Here is a 20179-nt window from a genome sequence, read left to right on the forward strand (position 1 = left end):
GCTTTTAAGCCATTTCTGGAATTTTATATGCCTGTGCGAAACTCGTGATAACGTTTATGATTGGTTTCATTGGTCAATAAAATTATGACATTTTTAAGGAGTATCACGTTGATGGCATTGTTGACTCCCACTAAACTTTACCAACAGTTTTTGGCTACCGGTGATTATCAATTTGATGAGGTGCAAAGTGAGGCGATAGCACGTTTAGATATTATTCATCATCAGTTGCTTAATAAAACATCTCAGTTATCATTGAAAAATAAAATTGGCCAATTATTTGCTAAGAAACCTCATACAAATCGTGAGTCTGTGCAGGGATTATATATGTGGGGTGGTGTTGGCCGAGGTAAAACTTGGTTGATGGATCTTTTTTATCAGAGTTTACCAGATGGCAGAAAATTACGCTTACATTTTCATCGTTTCATGTGGCGAGTGCAGAATGAAATGATTGAGTTACAAGGTCAGCCAGATCCATTGGAAATTATTGCCGATAGATTTAAAAAACGGACCGATGTTTTATGCTTTGATGAGTTTTTTGTCTCTGATATTACTGATGCCATGATTTTGGCAACGTTATTGAAAGCTTTATTTGCCAGAGGCATTTGCTTAATAGCAACGTCTAATATTCCTCCAGATGAACTCTATCGAAATGGATTGCAACGAACACGTTTTCTACCCGCGATCGAACAAATTAAAAAATATTGTGACATTATCAATGTTGATGCAGGTATTGATTATCGTTTACGTACTTTGAAGCAAGCCGGTCTTTATCTTACGCCAATTGGTGAAGCGAACTGCAATCGTATGGATGAGATATTTATTAAATTAGCCGGCAAATCTGGAGTTAGGTTTCCTATTCTTGAGATTAATCATCGTACTATGCCGGCAATTTGTACCGCAGAAGGCATTTTATCGATTGAATTTAAAGTATTATGTGAAGATGCTCGTAGTCAAAATGACTATATCGTTTTAGCGAAAGATTATCATACGGTACTACTGTATAATGTTTTGTTGATGTCAGAACTCCATGAAGATGTAGCCAGGCGTTTTCTCGCTCTGATTGATGAATTTTATGAACGAAAAGTTAAGTTGATTATTAATGCTGAGGTAGCAATGGATAAACTTTACCAAGGGCATTTGTTACGTTTTGAATATCAACGTTGTTTATCAAGATTGCAAGAAATGCAGAGTGAAGAATACCTAAAATTACCTCATATAGCTTGATTAGCGGGTAATAATACAATAAATTGACGAGAAATTTATTTTTTTGGTCGATTTTTGGCAAAAAATTCTCTATAATCTTGCCACCCCACACGTTACAGCAAGTTTTTTATTTCCCAAAAATCTTGCATTAATGTCAGCTTGACTACTCGAAGGGGTAGTAGGATTTACTGGACAAAAATTAGCGTGAACATGCTGAAGTATTTTTTAAAATATGAGTGTTCGCCAACATGTAACTTACTATATGGGTAAGCTTTAATGAAAACTTTTACAGCTAAACCAGAAACCGTAAAACGCGACTGGTACGTTGTTGATGCAGATGGAAAAACTTTAGGCCGTCTTGCAACTGAAATTGCTCGTCGTTTGCGCGGCAAGCATAAAGCGGAATATACTCCGCATGTCGATACTGGTGATTACATCATTGTTGTTAATGCAGAAAAAGTTGCTGTTACTGGTAACAAGCGTGAAGACAAAATCTACTATCGCCATACTGGTTATATCGGTGGTATCAAACAAGCGACCTTCGAAGAAATGATTGCCCGTCACCCTGAGCGTGTAATTGAAATTGCAGTTAAAGGTATGCTACCCAAAGGACCTCTTGGTCGTGCGATGTACCGTAAAATGAAAGTTTATGCGGGTAGTGATCACAACCACGCGGCACAGCAGCTGCAAGTTCTTGACATTTAATCGGGATGGATATAGGCAATGGCTGAAAATCAATACTACGGCACTGGTCGCCGCAAAAGCTCTTCCGCACGTGTCTTCATTAAGTCAGGTAGCGGTAATATTACTATCAATCAACGCAGCCTAGAAGAATATTTTGGCCGCGAAACGGCGCGAATGGTTGTTCGCCAACCGTTAGAATTGGTTGATATGTTGCAGAAACTGGATCTATACATTACCGTTAAAGGTGGTGGGATTTCTGGTCAAGCAGGTGCAATCCGTCATGGTATTACACGTGCATTGATGGGATATGACGAGACACTACGTTCAGAACTACGTAAAGCTGGGTTTGTTACTCGTGATGCGCGTTCTGTTGAGCGTAAGAAAGTGGGACTGCGTAAAGCGCGTCGTCGTCCACAATACTCTAAACGTTAATTTCTTGTTTTTACAACAAATTATTAACAAAAAGCCCGCCTAAAGGCGGTCTTTTTGCATGTTATAAATTTATATCATCTTGAGATTATTAATTTAATTTTTTTTATTAATTTTTTCAATAAAAAATAGCTTTAATTTTGTACATTTATCATAAAATCTTGTCAAACTTTCCCCCATATTGAACAAAATCTGATAGACTGTAGGCCATTATTTTCTTATCTATTTCTCACCAGATTTGGTGGAAATAACATGTATTAATTGTAGTTTAATAAATAAAGGTCAAATGTCTGTTAACCGAGCAAGTTGGTTCACCAGCATTTTAAATATGTAAGAATAGCCTGATTAATTATATTATGGCTGTTTATTCTTTTTTAATAAAACTTGGAGGTTTTCATGGCTGTCGCTGCCAACAAACGTTCGGTAATGACACTGTTTTCCGGCCCGACCGACATATTTAGCCATCAAGTGCGGATCGTATTGGCAGAAAAGGGCGTGAGCGTTGAGATTGAGAATGTTGAAGCAGGTAATTTGCCTCAAGATTTGATTGATCTAAATCCTTACCAAACAGTACCAACGCTAGTTGATAGAGAATTAACATTGTATGATTCCCGTATTGTTATGGAATATCTTGATGAACGCTTTCCGCATCCACCATTGATGCCTGTTTATCCCGTTGCTCGTGGTAATAGTCGTTTGATGATATATCGGATAGACAAGGATTGGTATTCTTTGATGTATAAGATTGAAAATAAGGATCCTCAAGTTGATGCTGCCCGTAAGCAGTTAAGGGAGGAACTGATAGCAATCTCGCCAATTTTTAAAGAAAGACCGTTTTTTATGAGCGAAGAATTTAGTCTAGTTGATTGCTATTTAGCTCCCCTTTTATGGCGTTTACCTTACTGGAAGATCGACATCCCTAAAGGAAAAGAAACAGAGGGCATTCGTTCTTATATGGAACGTGTATTTGAGCGAGACTCTTTCCTTGCTTCATTAACTGAAGCTGAGCGTGAGATGCTTTTATCTACCACAGGTTAATTTATTATGGAATTGTTAGGAATGTCGCCACGTCGTCCTTACCTTCTTAGGGCTCATTATGAATGGCTTCTCGACAATAATATGACACCCCATTTAGTTGTGGATGTTAATATTTTTGGCGTAAATGTACCGATGGAATATGCGCATAAAGGACAGATTATTTTAAATATTACACCTTCTGCCGTCGGTAATTTAGAACTGACTAATGAAATTGTCAGCTTCAATGCCCGTTTTAGTGGCGTTCCTCGCCATGTTGAAGTACCTATGAGCGCTATTATTGCTATCTATGGGCGCGAAAATGGAGCAGGAATGATGTTTGAACCTGAGCCAGAATATGAGGGTGGTGCAGGTAATTCTATTGCTCAAAGTGAAAATTTAGTACTGGTTAGTGATACTGAGCTATCAAACGAAGCGCAAGAAATAACGCCGATTTCATCTTCTGATGATGAGCCACCGAAAGGACGCCGACGCCCGACGCTACGTGTTATAAAATAAGGTATATCATGATTGAGGGGAGTATCAAATACTACCCTTTTTTCTTTTTTAAATCTATATTTTTTGTTTATTAAATTTTTATTTATCTGATAATTATAAAATTTCGTTTATAAATTAATTCATTATTCATGAAAATCTAAATGTAAATTATCCCTCATAATGTATGTTAGATCCCTCTGTTTTTTATCTATATAAGTTATGATTTAAGCTGATTTTTTGTATCGGAGTGTGTATGAAGCTGCTTAAAGGACTTGCTCAATATTATGTTGATTTAATGATGAAGCTTGGCTTAATTGGATTTTCCTTACTATTAGCCACAGCACTTGTCGTATTAGCCATGGTATTACAGATCGCGGTTGATATTTTATTATATGGCAATGTTCATAATATTGATTTGGTTCGCTCTATCTTTTTTGGATTGATTATTACGCCTTGGGCGGTCTATTTTCTTTCTGTTGTTGTCGAACAACTTGAAGAGCCTCGTCGTCGTTTATCAGGCATGGTTGATAAATTAGAAGTTATGCGTAAGCGTGATGCCGAGCTTACTGACAAACTTAAAGGAAATATTGCTCAGCTCAATTTGGAAATTGCAGAGCGGGAAAAAATACAAAAGGCGCATTTAGAATTATTAGAAAAATTGCAAAAAGAGATGAAGCGCCGAGAACAGACACAACTTGAGTTTGAACAGCAGTCTATATTATTACAATCATTTTTAGATGCATCACCTGATCTTGTTTATTATCGTGATGAAAATAATGATTTTTCTTGTTGTAATCGAGCAATGGAATTATTGACAGGTCGCAGTGAAAAGCAGCTTATTGGACTAACTTATCGTGAAATTTATGGTGAGGAAGTTGCCGAAAAGGAGCTGGAAACTGATGAAAAAGTATTTCGTCATAATGTGTCACTGACCTATGAACAATGGTTGGTATATCCCGATGGACGGAAAGCATGCTTTGAAATACGTAAAGTCCCGTTTTATGATCGGGTTGGAAAACGTCATGGGTTAGTAGGGTTTGGACGCGATATTACCGAGCGTAAGCATTATCAGGAAGCGTTAGAAAATGCCAGTAGGGATAAGACAACGTTTATTTCAACCATCAGCCATGAGCTTCGTACGCCGCTTAATGGGATTGTTGGACTGAGTCGTATATTACTCGATACAGAATTAACCAATGAACAAACAAATTATTTGAAAACTATTCATGTCAGCGCTATCACTTTAGGTAATATTTTCAATGATATTATTGAGATGGATAAGATTGAACGCTGCAAGGTTAGTTTAGATAGTCAACAAATTGATTTTAATGAATTTATGTCTGATCTTGAAAATTTATCGGGGCTTTTAGTACAACCTAAAGATTTAAAATTTATCTTAGAAGTAAAAGAAAATTTACCGAGCAAGATCATTACCGATGCAACACGGTTACGGCAAATACTATGGAATTTAATCGGTAATGCCGTGAGATTTACCCAACAAGGTGAGATCAAAGTTCGTATTTGGTATGAAGGACATGAGCAACTTTTTATTCAGGTTATTGATAGCGGTATTGGAATCCCAAAAGAGGAGCAAAAAAAAATTTTTGCCATGTACTATCAGGTAAAGGGTAGTGCTGGTGGCCGACCAGAAACGGGTACTGGAATTGGTCTTGCTGTTTCTAAACGGTTAGCGCAAAGCATGGGGGGAGATATACAGGTCGATAGTACATTAGGGGTAGGTTCTTGCTTCACTGTATCCGTTATAGCGCCAATTGTTGCAAAAACGGTTGAAACGCCAACACCAGAAGCTGTTTTACTACCCAAGTTGCATATTCTTTTGGTGGAAGATATTGAATTAAATATCATCGTCGCGCGATCTGTATTAGAAAAATTAGGCCATACCGTTGATGTTGCTATGAATGGAAAAGAAGCATTAAAAATGTTCAAAATTGATAGCTACGATTTGGTTTTATTGGATATCCAACTTCCTGATATGACCGGTCTCGATATTGCACGTCAGTTTCGTCAAATCTATGCTAATGATAAACTTCCACCTTTAATTGCATTAACAGCTAATGTATTGAAAGACAAAAAAGAGTATCTTGCTGCTGGTATGGATGATGTATTGAGTAAACCACTCTCGGTAAGTGCATTAATAAAGATTATTGAAAAATATTTGATTGATTGTAAAAATCAATCCATCAACATTCCGCTAAAACAACTTGCTAATCATGATGACGTATTAGATATCAATATGCTCAACCAATACTTCGAATTAGTTGGACCAAAACTGATTGAAGAGAGCATAAAGATCTTTGAAAATGTGATGCCAGGATACCTATCTTTATTGGATTCTAATATTGTGGCCAAAGATCGAAATGGGATTGTTGTAGAAGCCCACAAAATTAAAGGTGCAACAGGTGCAGTTGGTTTGCGCCGTCTCCAGCAGTTAGCTCAACAGCTCCAATCTCCTGATTTACCTGCCTGGTGGGATAATATTCAGGAATGGTTTGATGAATTAAAAGTAGATTGGCAAAAAGATGTTAAAGTTTTGAAGCGATGGTTAGTCGGCGCTGAAAAAAAATAACCCCCAACCGAAGTTGGGGTGCGCGAATATTGCGCCAACACCAGGGAAATCGTTTTTTACTCACCAATTATGATATGAATCAATGTAGATGGTGAGTAAAATAGAAACCTTCATTTTTTTGTCAGCCAATCAACATAACAAATATAATCGTTTTTGTTACAAGATTCATTAAAATTTATGATCAAGTTCCATGTTATCGCATTAAATGAATTAGTAACAATCTACTACAAATGGAGTCAAATATGAAACCTATTGCAGTAATTTTAAGCGGATGTGGTGTATTCGATGGCAGCGAAATCCATGAATCAGTACTTACTATGTTATCTTTGAGTAAAAATAATGTTGAAATGTGTGTTTTAGCGCCTAATAGAGAGCAACTAGATGTTATTAATCATATAAATGGAGAAAAAAATCAAGAAAAAAGGAACATAATGGTAGAATCTTCACGTATTTCACGTGGGAAAATAGCACCTTTATCATCTGCAGATGCAAATAAATTTAGTGCAGTCATTATTCCTGGTGGTTTTGGGGTAGCAAAAAATTTATCTAATTTTGCTATTAAAGGAAGTGATTGTGAAATAGATAAAGATTTATTAACATTTTGTCGCGAAATTCACCAACAAGGTAAGCCCATGGGATTGATGTGTATTGCGCCTGTTATGCTACCTAAAATTTTAAATAAAGCGGTTAAGTTAACAATAGGCAATGATAAAAAAACTATTGCTCTAATAGAACAAATGGGAGGAAAACATATTATTTGCTCCTTTGATGATATTGTGGTTGATGAAGATAATAAAGTAATAACAACACCCGCTTATATGTTAGCATCATCACCAAATGAAGCATGGCAAGGAATCAATAAATTAGTTAAAAAAGTAATTGAAATGGCAAGCCGTTGTGTATTAGTCTTAACTTGATCTGACAACTCTGATCTAAAAAAGAGAGTTACGAGGATGTTCATAATTCTGTGTCAGGGGATTTTATATTTTGATTATACCATCTAGGCGCCCTTTAAAATAGATGGACAATTGAGCAATGGTTAACGCCCAGTTACTAATCGGCATAGTCCATTTGTTGGATACCTGATTGATGCCAATATAGAGTAATTTTAATAAGCTGTTTTCATTAGGAAAAGCCCTTTTGGTTTTAGTTAATTTCCTAAACTGCCGATGAACCGCCTCTACTACATTGGTCGTATAAATGGGTTTTCTAATGGCTTTAGGGTATCGAAAATAAGCACTGAGCAACTCTCATTTACTTCGCCAGGATTCTAGCACTATCGGGTATTTTTCACCCCCATTTCGTTTCCAGTTCATCAAGGGCAAGCTCAGCAGGCGCTTTAGTATCTGCACGATAAACCGGCTTTAAATCAGCCATAAAGGCTTTTTGGTCTTTACTGGCAATATAACGTAAGCTATTGCGAATTTGATGAACTACGCATAGCTGAACTTCTGTCTGCGGGAAAATACTGGCCATCGCTTCTGGAAACCCTTTTAATCCGTCAACACAAGCGATTAAAATATCTTGTATACCACGGTTATGTAAGTCAGTCAGAACGCTCAGTCAATGATGTGCTCCTTTTGTTTCAGACATATAGAGTCCTAACAATTCCTTATTCCCATCGGTGGTTAGTCCAAGTACTGTGTAGATTGCCTTATTGATATAGTGACCATCATGTTTTATCTTGTAATAAATGGCATCGAGCCAGACAAAAGGATAGAGTGCCTCCAGAGGGCGTTGTTGCCAGGCTTTTAATTCAGGGAGTAATTTATCAGTAATATGCGTAATAGCTCCATCTGATATTTCCAGTCCATATAATTCTGCAACATGTTTTTGAATATCACGATAACTCATGCCTAATGCAAATAACGATAGGATTTTGTTATCAATATCCTCTGATAATTTTGTCTGATTTTTCTTAATGAGCTGAGGCTCAAAAGCACCTGACTTGTCTCTGGGCGTTTTCAGTTCAAATTGACCTGATGTCGATTTAACCGTTTTTCGAGTATAGCCATTTTTACGCGTATCGATTGACGTTGTCGATAGGTAGTGTTCTATTTCTGCCTGCAGGGCAGCTTCGGTCAGCTGTTTTATGAGTGGTGTGAGTATTCTATACGTACCGAGTAAATTTTTACCTGATTGTAATTGCTTCAACGCTTTATCAAAATTAAATGATTGATTTCTCATATGTCATACCTCTTTTTTTTGAGTTTAAGATATGACACAGATTTTTGAACACTACTAGAGTTACCGGTTTTAATTAAAATCATTAGATAATAAAATAAAAGGTAATTCTATGTATCAAACAAATATAGCTAGGCGACTTAATTTTGATTACAAGGTGTGTTATGAGTTATACAATTGATTTTCGACGTAAAGTAATATCTGTAAGGAAAGCCGAAGGTTTAACAATTCGAGAAACTGCGAAACAATTCCGTATTGGAAAAGCGTCTTTAGTACGTTGGCTTAAACGACCAGAGCCAAAAAATTCAACGCCACGTAAGAGGAAGCTCGATAAAAATGCTTTAGCAAAAGATGTGGAACAGTATCCAGATGCTTACCAAAAGGAACGGGCAGAGCGATTCGGTGTTTGTAAAAAGACTATTTGGCAATCCCTTAAAAAGCTGGGATTAACCTATAAAAAAAACTCTATTCCATCCAAAAACCAACGAAAGCGACAGGCTGGCACATCAGCAAAAAAGACAACAGTATGAAAAAAAAGATAAATCTGTTGTTTTTGTTGATGAAAGTGGTTTTTCACATGACACTCCACGAACTCACGGCTATTCCCCAAAAGGTCACCGTTGTTTTGGCCTGAAAAACTGGGGTGCTAAGGGAAGAACAAATGTTATTGGCGCTTTATTGGGAACAACCCTTTTTGCTATCGGATTATTTGATTGCAATATTAATCGTGATGTTTTTTATGTTTGGATCACAAAAATATTGCTCCCAGAACTTCCTGAAAATTCTGTTATTTTTATGGACAACGCTAGCTTTCACAAAGGTAAGAATATTGAACAGGCAATTATAAACGCAGGACACCAGATAGAATATTTGCCTGTGTATTCACCAGATTTAAATCCTATAGAACATAAATGGTCTCAAGCTAAACGTAAAAAGATGGAAACAGGATGCACTATCGATGACCTGTTTTTAATACATATGCTGTAATCAAAATTAAGTCGCCTAGCTATAATCCTATCATCAAACATAAAGTCGGGTTACTTAACCTTGCTGAAGAGCTTCATAACGTCTCAAAAGCCTGTAAGATTATGGGTGTATCCCGAGATACTTTCTATCGCTATCAAGAACTTGTTAACGATGGTGGGATCGATGCCTTAATTAATCAAAATCGACGGGTACCTAACGTAAAAAATAGAGTAGATGAACAGATTAAAAGCGCTGTAGTTGAGTATACCATTGAATACCCTGCACACGGATAACACCGCAGTAGTAATGAACTAAGAAAAAAAGGAATTTTTGTTTCGGGAAGTGGTGTTCGTTCTATTTGGCTACGTCATCATCTTGAAAATTTTAAAAAACGTCTAAAGGCGCTAGAAGATAAAATAGCGACAGAAGGGATTATCCTGTCAGAATCACAAATCAGCGCACTCGAAAAAAAAGCACAGGATGATGAGGCCAATGATGAGATTGAAACAGCACATCCGGGTTATTTGGGGTCACAGGACACTTTTTATGGCGGTCATTTAAAAGGCGTTGGTCGTGTTTATCAACAGACTTACATTGATACTTACAGTAAAGTCGTTCATTGTAAGCTTTACACAACAAAAAGCGCGATAACGGCGGCAGATTTATTAAATGACAAGGTTCTGCCTTTTTACACCCAGCATGGATTACCGATTTTACGTATACTGACGGACAGAGGCAGCGAGTATTGTGGTAAAGTTGAGCATCACGATTATCAACTTTATCTCGCTATCAACGATATTGATCATACAAAAATTAAAGCTCGTTCACCTCAAACCAATGGGATTTGTGAACACTTTCATAAAACTGTATTACAAGAGTTCTATCAGGTGGCTTTTCGTAAGAAAATCTTCGGTAATTTAGCCGAATTACAAGCTGATTTAGACAAATGGTTAGACGAATACAATAACCAACGCACTCATCAAGGAAAAATGTGTTGCGGTCGAACTCCTATGGCAACTTTATACGAGGGAAAACAACTTTGGCGAGAGAAAGATTTAAATCAAATTTAACCTGACAGGTACTGTATAAATAACCGGTAACTGTCAGATCAAGTCTGAGCTACTATAAGTTAATTTACTTTGGCATAATCTAACAACTGTTGAATCAATTCCTATTGATTATCGTATTTATGATAAAGATTCCGATGGAAAAACAAAAAATACGCATTTTTCCGAAATGCTCGCACTTGCTAAAAAAAGAGGAATCATACCAGAAGCGGTAGCGATGTGGATGCTTGGTATTCTAGCCTGGATAATCTGAAGCTCATGGTTGGGTTTGGGTAGCTACGCTGAGAAAAAATCGGATTGTTAACCTTAATATACAATTGAACAAGTTAAACATCTCAGAAGAAGGAACCTTAATACACTTACGAGGTTATGGTTGGGTGTGACAGTTTTCAAATTTATAGCCAAAAACGGCCGTATTGATTACTTAGTAACAAACAAAGAGAATCCCACCCGTGAATACGTCAAATCTATCATGGATGCCCGTTGGTCTGTTGAAGTTTATCATCGAGAAGTTAAACAAAATTGTGGTATTGAACGCTGTCAGGCTCGCACGAGTCGGGCGCAAAGAAATCATATTTTTCTCGCTATTTCTGCGTGGTTTGAACAACATAAACGCCTTATATCTGAAAAAATAACTCTTTATCAACAAAATTGGCATGTAATCAAAAATGCTATTGCTGAGCAGATCAGGGGGTTTATTAGTATACCCAAATTAGGTTTGTGCGAAACTCGTGATTGAGTTATGCTTTAGATATAAAATAATTATTGTTGTCAATATATTAACTTCAGGTAATAACACAAGCGATTAAATCTCGAGGAAAGTTGCTTAATTTGTTGGTGTAGGTTTTTTTAGGATTGGGCTATTTTAAAATGGTGCTAAAAATATTTCATTTTCGTTAAAGATAGCAAAGGTTATTGAGCGTCGTAGAATATAGCAGCTAAAGTGCGCTACCCTAAAATTTGCTACCCAGCCTCAAGGCTGTAGGGTAACAAATTAGAAAGATAATCACTTTTTATATTAAATGAAAAAATATTAATTAAGGTAGGTAAATGCGGTAGTTACGCGTTTAACTCCATCTGTCTCACTGGCGATTTTTGCTGCAGCAGCTCCTTCTTGTTGAGTTAGAATACCAAGTAAAAATACCTCTCCACCTTCAGTAATAACTTTGACGGTTGATGATTTAACCGAATCACTGGTAAGAATTTGTGATTTTATTTTGGTGGTTATCCAGGTATCTTTAGAAGCCGTACCAAGATCAACCGGCGTTGCCTGACGGATCTCATTATAAACTGCTTCAACACCTTCTACTTTGGTTGCTATCTGTTTCGCTCTTTCGGCTAATGCAAGATCGGGCGCTTGGCCGGTAAGCAGTATCTTACCTTCATAAGCTGTAGTAATAACACGTGCATTGCGGGTAATTTCTTGATCTTTGTTAATAGCAGCACTAACGCGGGCTTCTAATGTTCCATCATCGACCTGGCGACCGACACTTCTTGGATCCGTCGCACTTTTTGTAGCGACCGCCGCTGAGCCTATTACAGCAGCCCCAATGCATCCTTGTAATAAAAGGGTACTGCATATTATGGTAATTAGAGGAAATAGTCTCATTATTACTCCTTAGTCATCTTGATGCGGAAAAAGTGTATTATCGATTAGATCACATAAACAGTTAACTGTTAATAGGTGAACTTCTTGAATTCTAATGCTTCTTTGCGAAGGTATTCGAATTTCTACATCCTGTGTACCTAGTAAGCCGGCTAATTCTCCACCATCATGACCGGTTAAGGCCACAATCGTCATATCACGTGCGAGTGAAGCTTCAACCGCTTTTATCACAACGCGACTATCACCTTTGGTCGCAATTGCAAGAAGTACGTCACCAGATTGGCCTAATGCACGCACTTGTTTTGCATATACCTCTTCGGGGTTTTGGCCATTAGCGATCGAGGTTATAATCGCATTGTCTGTGTTAAGACATAAAGCGGGCAGACTCGGACGTTCAGCTTCAAATTGATTGATCATACTGGTCGCAAAGCGTTGTGCAATAACTGCTGAGCCGCCACTGCCGCAACATAAGATTTTATTGCCATTTAGTAAGGCGTGAACGATCATAATCGCTGCACGAGAAATAGCATCGGGTAATGCTTCAGCAGCGGCAATTTGTGTTTGAATACTTTCGGTAAAACAGGCTTTAATTTTCTCCAACACGTTAAGACCTACTTACATATAATTAGTGGATGGCATCATAGTCACTAAAGGCATTTGGTAACCACTCAAATTGATTGCCGGTAGTAGCACAAATATCAAAACGACATAAACATAAAGCGGTTTCTATGTTTTCATTTTGTTTAAGCAGCCATAATTTAGCGGCTGCAAGTATTTTTTTTCGTTTGTTTAAAGTTACTGACATTAATGCATTACCGAAGTTATCATGGCGGCGAAGGCGTACTTCAACAAACACCCAAGTGTTTTGATCTTTCATAACTAAATCAATTTCTCCAACAGGGAAACTCACATTGCGGCTAATAAATTGCAGTCCCTTGTTTAAATTTTAACCACGGTAGGGTACGAAAAATTATGCAATTGTTACTATTTACACTTAGTTTGCCTGTGGCTCCATTTAATTCAATATCATGTTGTTGTAATTGATTGAAATGATTAGCTAATAACCAGGCATCAATTCCCATAGCGTAAAGACGAATTAGGGAGTAATCAGCAGAGAGTCGTTGATTAGCTTGTGTTAGTAAAGTGGAATTAGCGCCAGCAAGTAAAGGGATTTCACTAAATTGTAAGCCTTCCATTTCCAGATAATAATCGGTACTTAAATCTGTTTGATGACTACGAGAACTGGCATAAAGCGTTGGACGTGTGCGACTATCGGTTGCGATATCTATCATCGGTTTAATCAATGACAATTCATCACTTGTGGCTACAATATACACCGCATCAATCGCCTCTGCCGTATCGTTGGTATTTTGCTGTTCGGCAATTACTATTGGAGTGCCTATCATCTGTATTCCAGTACTTTGAGCAGTTCTAGCTTTTAGGCTATCAATATTACCAAAATTTTGTTTACATACTGGGGTTTGTTTCAATTTTTGCCACTCTTGTGTAAATATATTTGCGATACGTTCCCCAAAAGGAGAAGAAGGGATCAGGATCAATGGTACATGTTTGCCCTCTTTTGCCATATGGCGAGCCGCATTAACCGCTTCATCTTCAGGTGACAGAGAAAAGTAACAGACATTATTTTTAAGCGGCATTTTATCATTATCTAATTCATTTAATGTCAAAAGATTTAATGGAGTATTTATTTGAATAGCTCTAAGTACATCCGGTTTTAAAAGTGGCCCGACGACTAAGGTAATGCCATCCTGTTCAGCTTGTTGCAGGAGTGACTCAATCGATTGAGTATTGGTATCGTATACTTTAACCTGTTGATTATTAATAGGTACATTGTCAATAACAAGCGATGGGGTTTGTGGATTGTTTTCCTGCGTCATATTATTGCTACTGCTAGTAATTGAATCAATAATACTTTTAACGGGATCACTATTTTGGCTATTTTGCTCAGATGAGCTGGTCGCGGTTGTCGGATCGATGGGTAAACCTTTTTGGGCATCAAGGAAACCTTGTAAAATCGCTTCAGCAAATATTTTACCGTTATTACTTAAAGGCAAGAATAGACCAATTTTAGGGTTGCTACTGATTGAAGATTGATGAATGATTTGTATGAGTGCTGTTGGGGAAGTTTTAACACACGGATTGGCTGGATAGCGTATTTTCCAGTCATTAAACGCATTTTGTAATGCCCCCGGATCTTGGTAGTTATTATGGTATAAATCAAGCAGATCAACCCAACCCTGTAAGACATTTTCATCTGCCCTAACGGCTAATTTTTGAATTTGTTCAGCAGGCAAACTGATTAACATTTGCCAAAAAGCATCAATATTTTTCTGGTGATTAACCTTATCTTTTAATAGGGGTTCTTGCGCGATATAGGCACGCAAAGCTTCAGCAGATGGTGTACCATTAGCCGCATCAATAATTGATTGATAATGGCTGATTTTAGAGCTTGCTTGTAAGGTTGCATTGGCAGTCGGTTTACTTTGATCTACTGGGAAATGACATCCTACTAACAAAAGAGAGGATAGTATCGCTATACATATCAAACCTTTTTTAACAAAAATTGAAGAACGCATACTTTGTCCAGTGATGTAATTATTATTGCTCAATTTTAATTGGTTATTCGGAATAAACAATGAATGAACCTAATCAAGATATAGAGGTAGAAATGGTATCAACACTATATATTGTACCAACTCCTATTGGTAATTTGGATGATATCACTCTGCGTGCATTGCAGATCCTTAAGCAGGTAGATCTTATTGCAGCGGAAGATACCCGGCGTACGGGTTTATTATTGCAGCGCTTTGCTATCAATACCCGCATGATTTCCTTACATGATCATAATGAACAACAGAAAACAGATCAATTAATTCCTCAATTAAAACAGGGACTAAGTATAGCGTTAGTTTCTGATGCAGGGACACCGCTAATTAATGATCCTGGTTATCATTTGGTAAAATCTTGTCGCCAAGCAGGTATTCTGGTAGTTCCTTTGCCAGGGCCATGCGCAGCAATTACGGCCCTTTCCACTGCCGGTATCGCCTCAGATCGCTTTTGTTATGAGGGATTTTTGCCAGCAAAACGTAAGAGTCGACAAGAGGTATTGCAAGCGTTAACGGAGGAGTCGAGAACACTTATTTTTTATGAATCACCACATCGTTTGTTAGACACATTAGCAGATATGGTCGCTATTTGGGGCGCTGAGCGTTATGTTGTCTTAGCTCGCGAATTAACAAAAACCTGGGAATCTATTCATGGTTTGCCGGTTGGAGAACTACTTGATTGGGTAAAAGTTGATGAAAATCGTTCTCGTGGCGAAATGGTATTGGTGGTTCAGGGATATAGAGCACCACAGGAGGGTGAAGCAGCTATTTCCTCAGAGGTGAAAAAAACGTTAGCGTTACTACAGCAATCATTGCCGTTAAAGAAGGCGGCAGCTATTACGGCAGAAATTTATGGTTTAAAGAAGAATGCACTATATAAATATAGCCTTGAACAACAAGTTAGTGCTGATAGTGCAATCAAGTAGATTAGCTGTTGGCCAATTGTGATAAATAACTATACAAATTAATGTTAAATCCCTATAATTCGGCGTTGGAGTTAGCCAGACAACCGCTGCTTTATTGTTGATTACCCTAGGTAATTGTTAATAAAGGGGAGGAAAGTCCGGGCTCCATAGGGCAGGGTGCCAGATAACGTTTGGGAGGCGAAAGCCTACGACTAGTGCAACAGAGAGCAAACCGCCGATGGCTATTAAGCACAGGTAAGGGTGAAAGGGTGCGGTAAGAGCGCACCGCGCAACTGGCAACAGTTTGTGGCACGGTAAACTCCACCCGGAGCAAGGCCAAATAGGGGTTCACTAGATGCGGCCCGCATCGAACCCGGGTAGGCTGCTTGAGTCAGTGCGCAAGTGCTGGCCTAGATGAATGGTTGTCCACGACAGAACCCGGCTTATCGGCTGACTCTAAAACATAAAAAACCCCATTGTGAGTAAAATTACAATGGGGTTTTACTTTTAGAGTGCAATAAAATTGATACACGAGTTTCGCACCAATAAAAAAACGCTCTATTTTTAAGTTTAATTCAGCATAATATATAAATAGACAAAATCTTATAAGTTAAAAGCAACTTATTGTAATTTAAACAAATTTATATGTTTTAGTAACGTGCAAATTAACCATTGCTTTTAAGCCATTTCTGGAATTTTATATGCTGTGCAAAACTCGTGTAGTAGCTCAGACTTGATCTGACAGTTGCCGGTTATTTATACAGTATCTGTCAGGTTAAATTTGATTTAAATCTTTTTCTCTCCAAAGTTGTTTTCCCTCGTATAAAGTTGCCATAGGCGTTCGACCGCAACACATTTTTCCTTGATGAGTGCGTTGGTTATTGTATTCTGTCAACGATCACCGAAAACTGATCCACTTTTTAGCTAACATATGATCAATCAAAATTGATCCACTATTTTACTCGGTTATTGCTCCTGAGCGCCGCTTACTCTTTCAATCGATAGCTTTCACCGCTCAATTGCAGTACATGCGAATGATGAAGTAAACGATCAAGCATAGCGGCGGTTAATGTTACGTCATCAGCAAAGGCACTGGGCCATTGCCCAAATAATAAGTTACTCGTCAATATAACACTGCTATGCTCATAACGCTTGGCAATCACATTGAAAAATAGGTTTGCTTCCTCTCGCCCAAACGGTAGGTATCCAATCTCATCTATGATCAACAACTTCGGTGCCATCACCGAACGTGATAGATATTGTTTGAGCTTATTTTGTCGTTTAGCCGTTGAGAGTTGCAACATCAGTTCAGCCGCTGTCGTAAAGCGGGTTTTCCTCTTGGCCTGTACTGCTTTTAATCCTAATCCAATAGCTAAATGCGTTTTGCCTACACCGCTTTGGCCAAGCAACACTACATTTTCATTACGCTCAATAAACGTTAATGCGCTTAATTCCTGTATTTGCTGCTTAGGAACGCCCGTTGCAAACTTAAAATCGAACGTACTAAGTTCTTTGTGCGTTGGGAATCCCGCCATCCGACTAAAGAGATTGCGAGTTCGTTCATCTCGTTGTTGTTGCTCACATTTTAATAGGGTGTAGTGGTCAACTAAAATTGGCCACTACAATTTTCTGTTTCATCATGCATTGCCATGTTTCTTATTGAATGCTTTAACTAAACGTTCGCCCAACTCTTCTTTGTCCATAAAACCAAATCCGAGGACAATACAGCCATCTGCAATCGCTGTTTCGCCTTCTTCAATAGAACGCATTCCATAACGTGCTTTATAACCATACTTAGTCTGTGCAGTAATGGCACCGGCACCGCCACTACCACAAAATGAGATCCCAAAGTCTGCATTATGCTCTTTCATTGCGTCGCCTAACTTCATATCAGCAGCAACACCGGGAATGACTGTTGCTTTACCACCGGCAGCTTCAACACCGGTAGCTACTTTTTGTCCTTTGCCTAAACGGTCACCAATAACGACATGGATCTGTTTCATATTTAATTCTCCTATTATCTTTATGAGTTAGAACGTGCTACTTCAAAATGAACTGAGAGCAGATAAGCCTCTTCGTAAGCTAAACCGGGCAAGGTATTAACAACTTTCTCGGCTAAGGCAATTGATTCAGGGGATATTTCCTCAAATAGTGAGACATCCACTTCAGGTAAAGACTCACCTGTTTTTGCTCTTTCTACCATCGCTTTAACGTGAGAACGTAGCATCTGTTGTTGAACATCAGTTGTATGGGCCCCTTGAGCTTTTAGCCAGCCATCAATAATAGAAATTAATTTATTGGTGACAGTCTCTTCTACATCCAGGTTATCTTTTGCGACATTAAAGACAATTGAGGATTGACTCATAAACTTTCGCTATCCCATTTGGAAATTAATATAAAACTGGTCTTTTGCCATTGTTAATAACTTTAGTTCTTTCCAGTATGGTTTTGGAGAGGAAACATTTCCACTTTAAACTGACAAATATCTGGAAAAATAAAGACAAAAATAGAGAATTAATTTTAATCAAACTGGAAGTTTAACTAAATCAAAGGCTAATTTTTTATTATTTATGTTGTTATTCAACGCGTTGGAATATTATTATTTTTGTTTTAGATCAGTACATTAGGTAATGTAAAGTTGATTAATTATTTGTTTATTTAGTGAGATCGTTAAGTGAAAATAGCCTACTGAATAATAATTGATTTCTGGAAATTTGGCTTGCCAGTTTAAAGTAAACTAAAAATAAGTGACTTGCAAAAAGATAAAAAAGTTACCTATCTTATGATAATGATCACTAAAAATCACACTTTTATTTATTATTTCCACTTTTCCACTATTAAGTGGAAATTATTAATTAATACGACTCAAACTATCTTTAGCAATAACCTGAAAATCATTGAAATTCCTACTATTAATTAATCTTTTAGTCGCTTTTTCTTTGACGAAAGTTACAAATAACTCATAAATAGCGATAGCTTCTTCATAGTCAGCTTCACTAATGGCTAATAGAAAAATGACATGCCGTATTAGTCTTAACTTAATCTGACAATTGTGATTTAAAAAAGAGAGTTACCGATTTTAATTAAAATCATTAGATAATAAAATAAAAGGTAATTCTATGTATCAAACAAATAATCCTATCATCAAACATAAAGTCGGGTTATTTAACCTTGCTGAAGAGCTTCATAACGTATCAAAAGCCTGTAAGATTATGGGGGTATCCCGAGATACTTTCTATCGCTATCAATAACTTGTTAACGATGGTGGGATCGATGCCTTAATTAATCAAAATCGACGGGTACCTAACGTAAAGCATGTTGCTCAATAGTGAAATAAAGTTGCTTAAAATAAAAACAAGTTAGATACATCTAAAAAATACAAAAATAGTTTATTTTTTAATCTTACATAGGTTATTTTTAATGCAAAAATTGATGATTTTATCATCATCGGCTGGTTTTTTTGTAAGTCATAATTAATTTTGCTATTGAGCAACAGGCTTGTAGAAAATAGAGTAGATGAACAAATTGAAAGCACTGTAGTTGAGTATGCGATTGAATCCCCTGAACACGGAGAACACCGCAGTAGTAATGAACTAAGAAAAAAAGGAATTTTTGTTTCGGGAAGTGGTGTTCGTTCTATTTGGCTACGTCATCATCTTGAAAATTTTAAAAAACGTCTAAAGGCGCTAGAAGATAAAATAGCGACAGAAGGGATTATCCTGTCAGAATCACAAATCAGCGCACTCGAAAAAAGCACAGGATGATGAGGCCAATGGTGAGATTGAAACAGCACATCAGGGTTTTTGGGGTCACAGGACACTTTTTATGTCGGTCATTTAAAAGGCGTTGGTCGTGTTTATCAACAGACTTACATTGATACTTACAGTAAAGTCGTTCATTGTAAGCTTTACACAACGAAAAGCGGGATAACGGCGGCAGATTTATTAAATGACAAGGTTCTGTCTTTTTACACCCAGCATGGATTACCGATTTTACGTATACTGACGGACAGAGGCAGTGAGTATTGTGGTAAAGTTGAGCATCACGATTATCAACGCTATCAACGATATTGATCATACAAAAACTAAAGCTCGTTCACCTCAAATCAATGGGATTTGTGAACGCTTTCATAAAACTGTATTACAAGAGTTCTATCAGGTGGCTTTTCGTAAGAAAATCTTCGATAATTTAGCCGAATTACAAGCTGATTTAGACAAATGGTTAGACGAATAACAATAACTAACGCACTCATCAAGGAAAAATGTGTTGCGGTCGAACGCCTATGGCAACTTTATACGAGGGAAAACAACTTTGGAGAGAAAAAGATTTAAATCAAATTTAACCTGACAGATACTGTATAAATAACCGGCAACTGTCAGATTAAGTCTGAGCTACTACAACTTATTGTA

The 20179-nt window shown here is 37.4% G+C and carries 17 protein-coding genes, 1 other RNA gene and 6 pseudogenes; 15 read left to right on the forward strand and 9 right to left on the reverse strand.

The window, feature by feature from the left end:
* Window positions 1-111: 111 nt before the first annotated feature.
* The 7 genes from zapE to elbB all read left to right on the forward strand — a co-directional run bounded on the left by zapE (window position 112) and on the right by elbB (window position 7332).
* A complete protein-coding gene (gene zapE, locus AYJ55_RS03600; protein WP_063654321.1) occupies window positions 112-1224 on the forward strand; it encodes a cell division protein ZapE in 1113 nt (370 codons plus the stop codon).
* 255 nt (window positions 1225-1479) lie between these two features.
* A complete protein-coding gene (gene rplM, locus AYJ55_RS03605) occupies window positions 1480-1908 on the forward strand; it encodes a 50S ribosomal protein L13 (protein ID WP_063654323.1) in 429 nt (142 codons plus the stop codon).
* Window positions 1909-1926: 18 nt separating this feature from the next.
* Window positions 1927-2319 carry a 30S ribosomal protein S9 gene (gene rpsI, locus AYJ55_RS03610; protein WP_032115675.1) on the forward strand — a complete coding sequence of 131 codons (393 nt, stop codon included), beginning with the start codon at window positions 1927-1929 and terminating at the stop codon, window positions 2317-2319.
* 393 nt (window positions 2320-2712) lie between these two features.
* Window positions 2713-3354: a stringent starvation protein SspA gene (gene sspA / locus AYJ55_RS03615; RefSeq protein ID WP_063654325.1), complete on the forward strand. Its 642-nt coding sequence runs from the start codon at window positions 2713-2715 to the stop codon at window positions 3352-3354.
* Between the two features lie 6 nt (window positions 3355-3360).
* On the forward strand, window positions 3361-3849 hold the full coding sequence (gene sspB / locus AYJ55_RS03620; protein WP_063654326.1) for a ClpXP protease specificity-enhancing factor: 489 nt from the start codon (window positions 3361-3363) through the stop codon (window positions 3847-3849).
* 232 nt (window positions 3850-4081) lie between these two features.
* The gene (gene arcB, locus AYJ55_RS03625) at window positions 4082-6415 is read left to right on the forward strand and encodes an aerobic respiration two-component sensor histidine kinase ArcB (RefSeq protein WP_063654328.1); all 2334 of its coding nucleotides are present in this window, start codon (window positions 4082-4084) and stop codon (window positions 6413-6415) included.
* A 242-nt stretch (window positions 6416-6657) separates the two neighbouring features.
* Window positions 6658-7332: an isoprenoid biosynthesis glyoxalase ElbB gene (gene elbB, locus AYJ55_RS03630; protein WP_063654331.1), complete on the forward strand. Its 675-nt coding sequence runs from the start codon at window positions 6658-6660 to the stop codon at window positions 7330-7332.
* Window positions 7333-7395: 63 nt separating this feature from the next.
* Here the strand turns inward: elbB and AYJ55_RS03635 are convergent.
* Window positions 7396-8602 (reverse strand): annotated as a pseudogene (locus AYJ55_RS03635) (IS256 family transposase).
* 161 nt (window positions 8603-8763) lie between these two features.
* On the opposite strand from AYJ55_RS03635, the gene AYJ55_RS03640 reads away from it, so the two are divergent.
* The 4 genes and pseudogenes from AYJ55_RS03640 to AYJ55_RS35485 form a co-directional block, all read left to right on the forward strand.
* The gene (locus AYJ55_RS03640) at window positions 8764-9129 is read left to right on the forward strand and encodes an IS630 transposase-related protein (protein ID WP_063653415.1); all 366 of its coding nucleotides are present in this window, start codon (window positions 8764-8766) and stop codon (window positions 9127-9129) included.
* Window positions 9098-9586 (forward strand): IS630 family transposase, encoded by a 489-nt coding sequence (locus AYJ55_RS24835; protein WP_074167893.1) that lies wholly within the window; start codon window positions 9098-9100, stop codon window positions 9584-9586. Before AYJ55_RS03640 ends, AYJ55_RS24835 begins: the two co-directional genes overlap by 32 nt.
* Before the next feature lie 5 nt (window positions 9587-9591).
* Window positions 9592-10635, forward strand: a pseudogene (locus AYJ55_RS27945) (IS481 family transposase).
* Window positions 10636-10693: 58 nt separating this feature from the next.
* Window positions 10694-11371, forward strand: a pseudogene (locus tag AYJ55_RS35485) (transposase); the annotation flags it as partial.
* Between the two features lie 294 nt (window positions 11372-11665).
* On the opposite strand, the gene dolP reads toward AYJ55_RS35485, so the two are convergent.
* The 4 genes from dolP to AYJ55_RS32575 are packed head-to-tail and all read right to left on the reverse strand — an operon-like array spanning window position 11666 to window position 14868.
* Window positions 11666-12241: a division/outer membrane stress-associated lipid-binding lipoprotein gene (gene dolP / locus AYJ55_RS03660; RefSeq protein ID WP_032115681.1), complete on the reverse strand. Its 576-nt coding sequence runs from the start codon at window positions 12239-12241 to the stop codon at window positions 11666-11668.
* 9 nt (window positions 12242-12250) lie between these two features.
* Window positions 12251-12841 carry a DnaA initiator-associating protein DiaA gene (gene diaA, locus AYJ55_RS03665; RefSeq protein WP_063654333.1) on the reverse strand — a complete coding sequence of 197 codons (591 nt, stop codon included), beginning with the start codon at window positions 12839-12841 and terminating at the stop codon, window positions 12251-12253.
* A gap of 22 nt (window positions 12842-12863) precedes the next feature.
* Window positions 12864-13148, reverse strand: coding sequence for a YraN family protein (locus AYJ55_RS32570; RefSeq protein ID WP_063654335.1), 285 nt, complete (start codon window positions 13146-13148; stop codon window positions 12864-12866).
* A gap of 7 nt (window positions 13149-13155) precedes the next feature.
* Window positions 13156-14868 carry a penicillin-binding protein activator gene (locus AYJ55_RS32575; RefSeq protein ID WP_245677265.1) on the reverse strand — a complete coding sequence of 571 codons (1713 nt, stop codon included), beginning with the start codon at window positions 14866-14868 and terminating at the stop codon, window positions 13156-13158.
* 26 nt (window positions 14869-14894) lie between these two features.
* On the opposite strand from AYJ55_RS32575, the gene rsmI reads away from it, so the two are divergent.
* Both rsmI and rnpB read left to right on the forward strand, forming a co-directional pair.
* On the forward strand, window positions 14895-15791 hold the full coding sequence (gene rsmI / locus AYJ55_RS03680; protein WP_063654337.1) for a 16S rRNA (cytidine(1402)-2'-O)-methyltransferase: 897 nt from the start codon (window positions 14895-14897) through the stop codon (window positions 15789-15791).
* A gap of 67 nt (window positions 15792-15858) precedes the next feature.
* Window positions 15859-16232: RNase P RNA component class A (gene rnpB, locus AYJ55_RS03685), an RNA gene on the forward strand.
* A gap of 313 nt (window positions 16233-16545) precedes the next feature.
* Here rnpB and AYJ55_RS24855 read toward each other — a convergent pair.
* From AYJ55_RS24855 to AYJ55_RS03700, 4 genes and pseudogenes are all read right to left on the reverse strand, one after another.
* Window positions 16546-16665 (reverse strand): annotated as a pseudogene (locus AYJ55_RS24855) (IS481 family transposase); the annotation flags it as partial.
* A gap of 63 nt (window positions 16666-16728) precedes the next feature.
* A pseudogene (istB, locus tag AYJ55_RS03690) lies at window positions 16729-17362 on the reverse strand (IS21-like element helper ATPase IstB); the annotation flags it as partial.
* A gap of 45 nt (window positions 17363-17407) precedes the next feature.
* The gene (locus AYJ55_RS03695) at window positions 17408-17773 is read right to left on the reverse strand and encodes an SFCGS family glycine-rich protein (RefSeq protein WP_063654339.1); all 366 of its coding nucleotides are present in this window, start codon (window positions 17771-17773) and stop codon (window positions 17408-17410) included.
* A gap of 20 nt (window positions 17774-17793) precedes the next feature.
* Entirely contained in the window at window positions 17794-18135 is a 342-nt protein-coding gene (locus AYJ55_RS03700; protein ID WP_063654341.1) for a transcriptional antiterminator, read from the reverse strand.
* A gap of 754 nt (window positions 18136-18889) precedes the next feature.
* Between AYJ55_RS03700 and AYJ55_RS24860 the strand changes: the two genes are divergently transcribed.
* Window positions 18890-19021 (forward strand): helix-turn-helix domain-containing protein, encoded by a 132-nt coding sequence (locus AYJ55_RS24860; RefSeq protein WP_074167897.1) that lies wholly within the window; start codon window positions 18890-18892, stop codon window positions 19019-19021.
* A gap of 249 nt (window positions 19022-19270) precedes the next feature.
* Window positions 19271-20112 (forward strand): annotated as a pseudogene (locus AYJ55_RS03705) (integrase core domain-containing protein); the annotation flags it as partial.
* Window positions 20113-20179 lie beyond the last annotated feature (67 nt).

The sequence above is a fragment of the Candidatus Arsenophonus triatominarum genome, assembly GCF_001640365.1.
In the GTDB taxonomy this organism is placed as follows: Bacteria; Pseudomonadota; Gammaproteobacteria; order Enterobacterales; family Enterobacteriaceae; genus Arsenophonus; species Arsenophonus triatominarum.

Excerpts from the sequence above, each read along its gene's own strand:
- zapE (WP_063654321.1), top strand. The coding sequence starts at position 112 with ATGGCATTGTTGACTCCCACTAAACTTTACCAACAGTTTTTGGCTACC.
- rplM (WP_063654323.1), top strand. The coding sequence starts at position 1,480 with ATGAAAACTTTTACAGCTAAACCAGAAACCGTAAAACGCGACTGGTAC.
- rpsI (WP_032115675.1), top strand. The coding sequence starts at position 1,927 with ATGGCTGAAAATCAATACTACGGCACTGGTCGCCGCAAAAGCTCTTCC.
- sspA (WP_063654325.1), top strand. The coding sequence starts at position 2,713 with ATGGCTGTCGCTGCCAACAAACGTTCGGTAATGACACTGTTTTCCGGC.
- sspB (WP_063654326.1), top strand. The coding sequence starts at position 3,361 with ATGGAATTGTTAGGAATGTCGCCACGTCGTCCTTACCTTCTTAGGGCT.
- arcB (WP_063654328.1), top strand. The coding sequence starts at position 4,082 with ATGAAGCTGCTTAAAGGACTTGCTCAATATTATGTTGATTTAATGATG.
- elbB (WP_063654331.1), top strand. The coding sequence starts at position 6,658 with ATGAAACCTATTGCAGTAATTTTAAGCGGATGTGGTGTATTCGATGGC.
- AYJ55_RS03640 (WP_063653415.1), top strand. The coding sequence starts at position 8,764 with ATGAGTTATACAATTGATTTTCGACGTAAAGTAATATCTGTAAGGAAA.
- dolP (WP_032115681.1), bottom strand. The coding sequence starts at position 12,241 with ATGAGACTATTTCCTCTAATTACCATAATATGCAGTACCCTTTTATTA.
- rsmI (WP_063654337.1), top strand. The coding sequence starts at position 14,895 with ATGAATGAACCTAATCAAGATATAGAGGTAGAAATGGTATCAACACTA.
- AYJ55_RS03695 (WP_063654339.1), bottom strand. The coding sequence starts at position 17,773 with ATGAAACAGATCCATGTCGTTATTGGTGACCGTTTAGGCAAAGGACAA.
- AYJ55_RS03700 (WP_063654341.1), bottom strand. The coding sequence starts at position 18,135 with ATGAGTCAATCCTCAATTGTCTTTAATGTCGCAAAAGATAACCTGGAT.
- AYJ55_RS24860 (WP_074167897.1), top strand. The coding sequence starts at position 18,890 with ATGTATCAAACAAATAATCCTATCATCAAACATAAAGTCGGGTTATTT.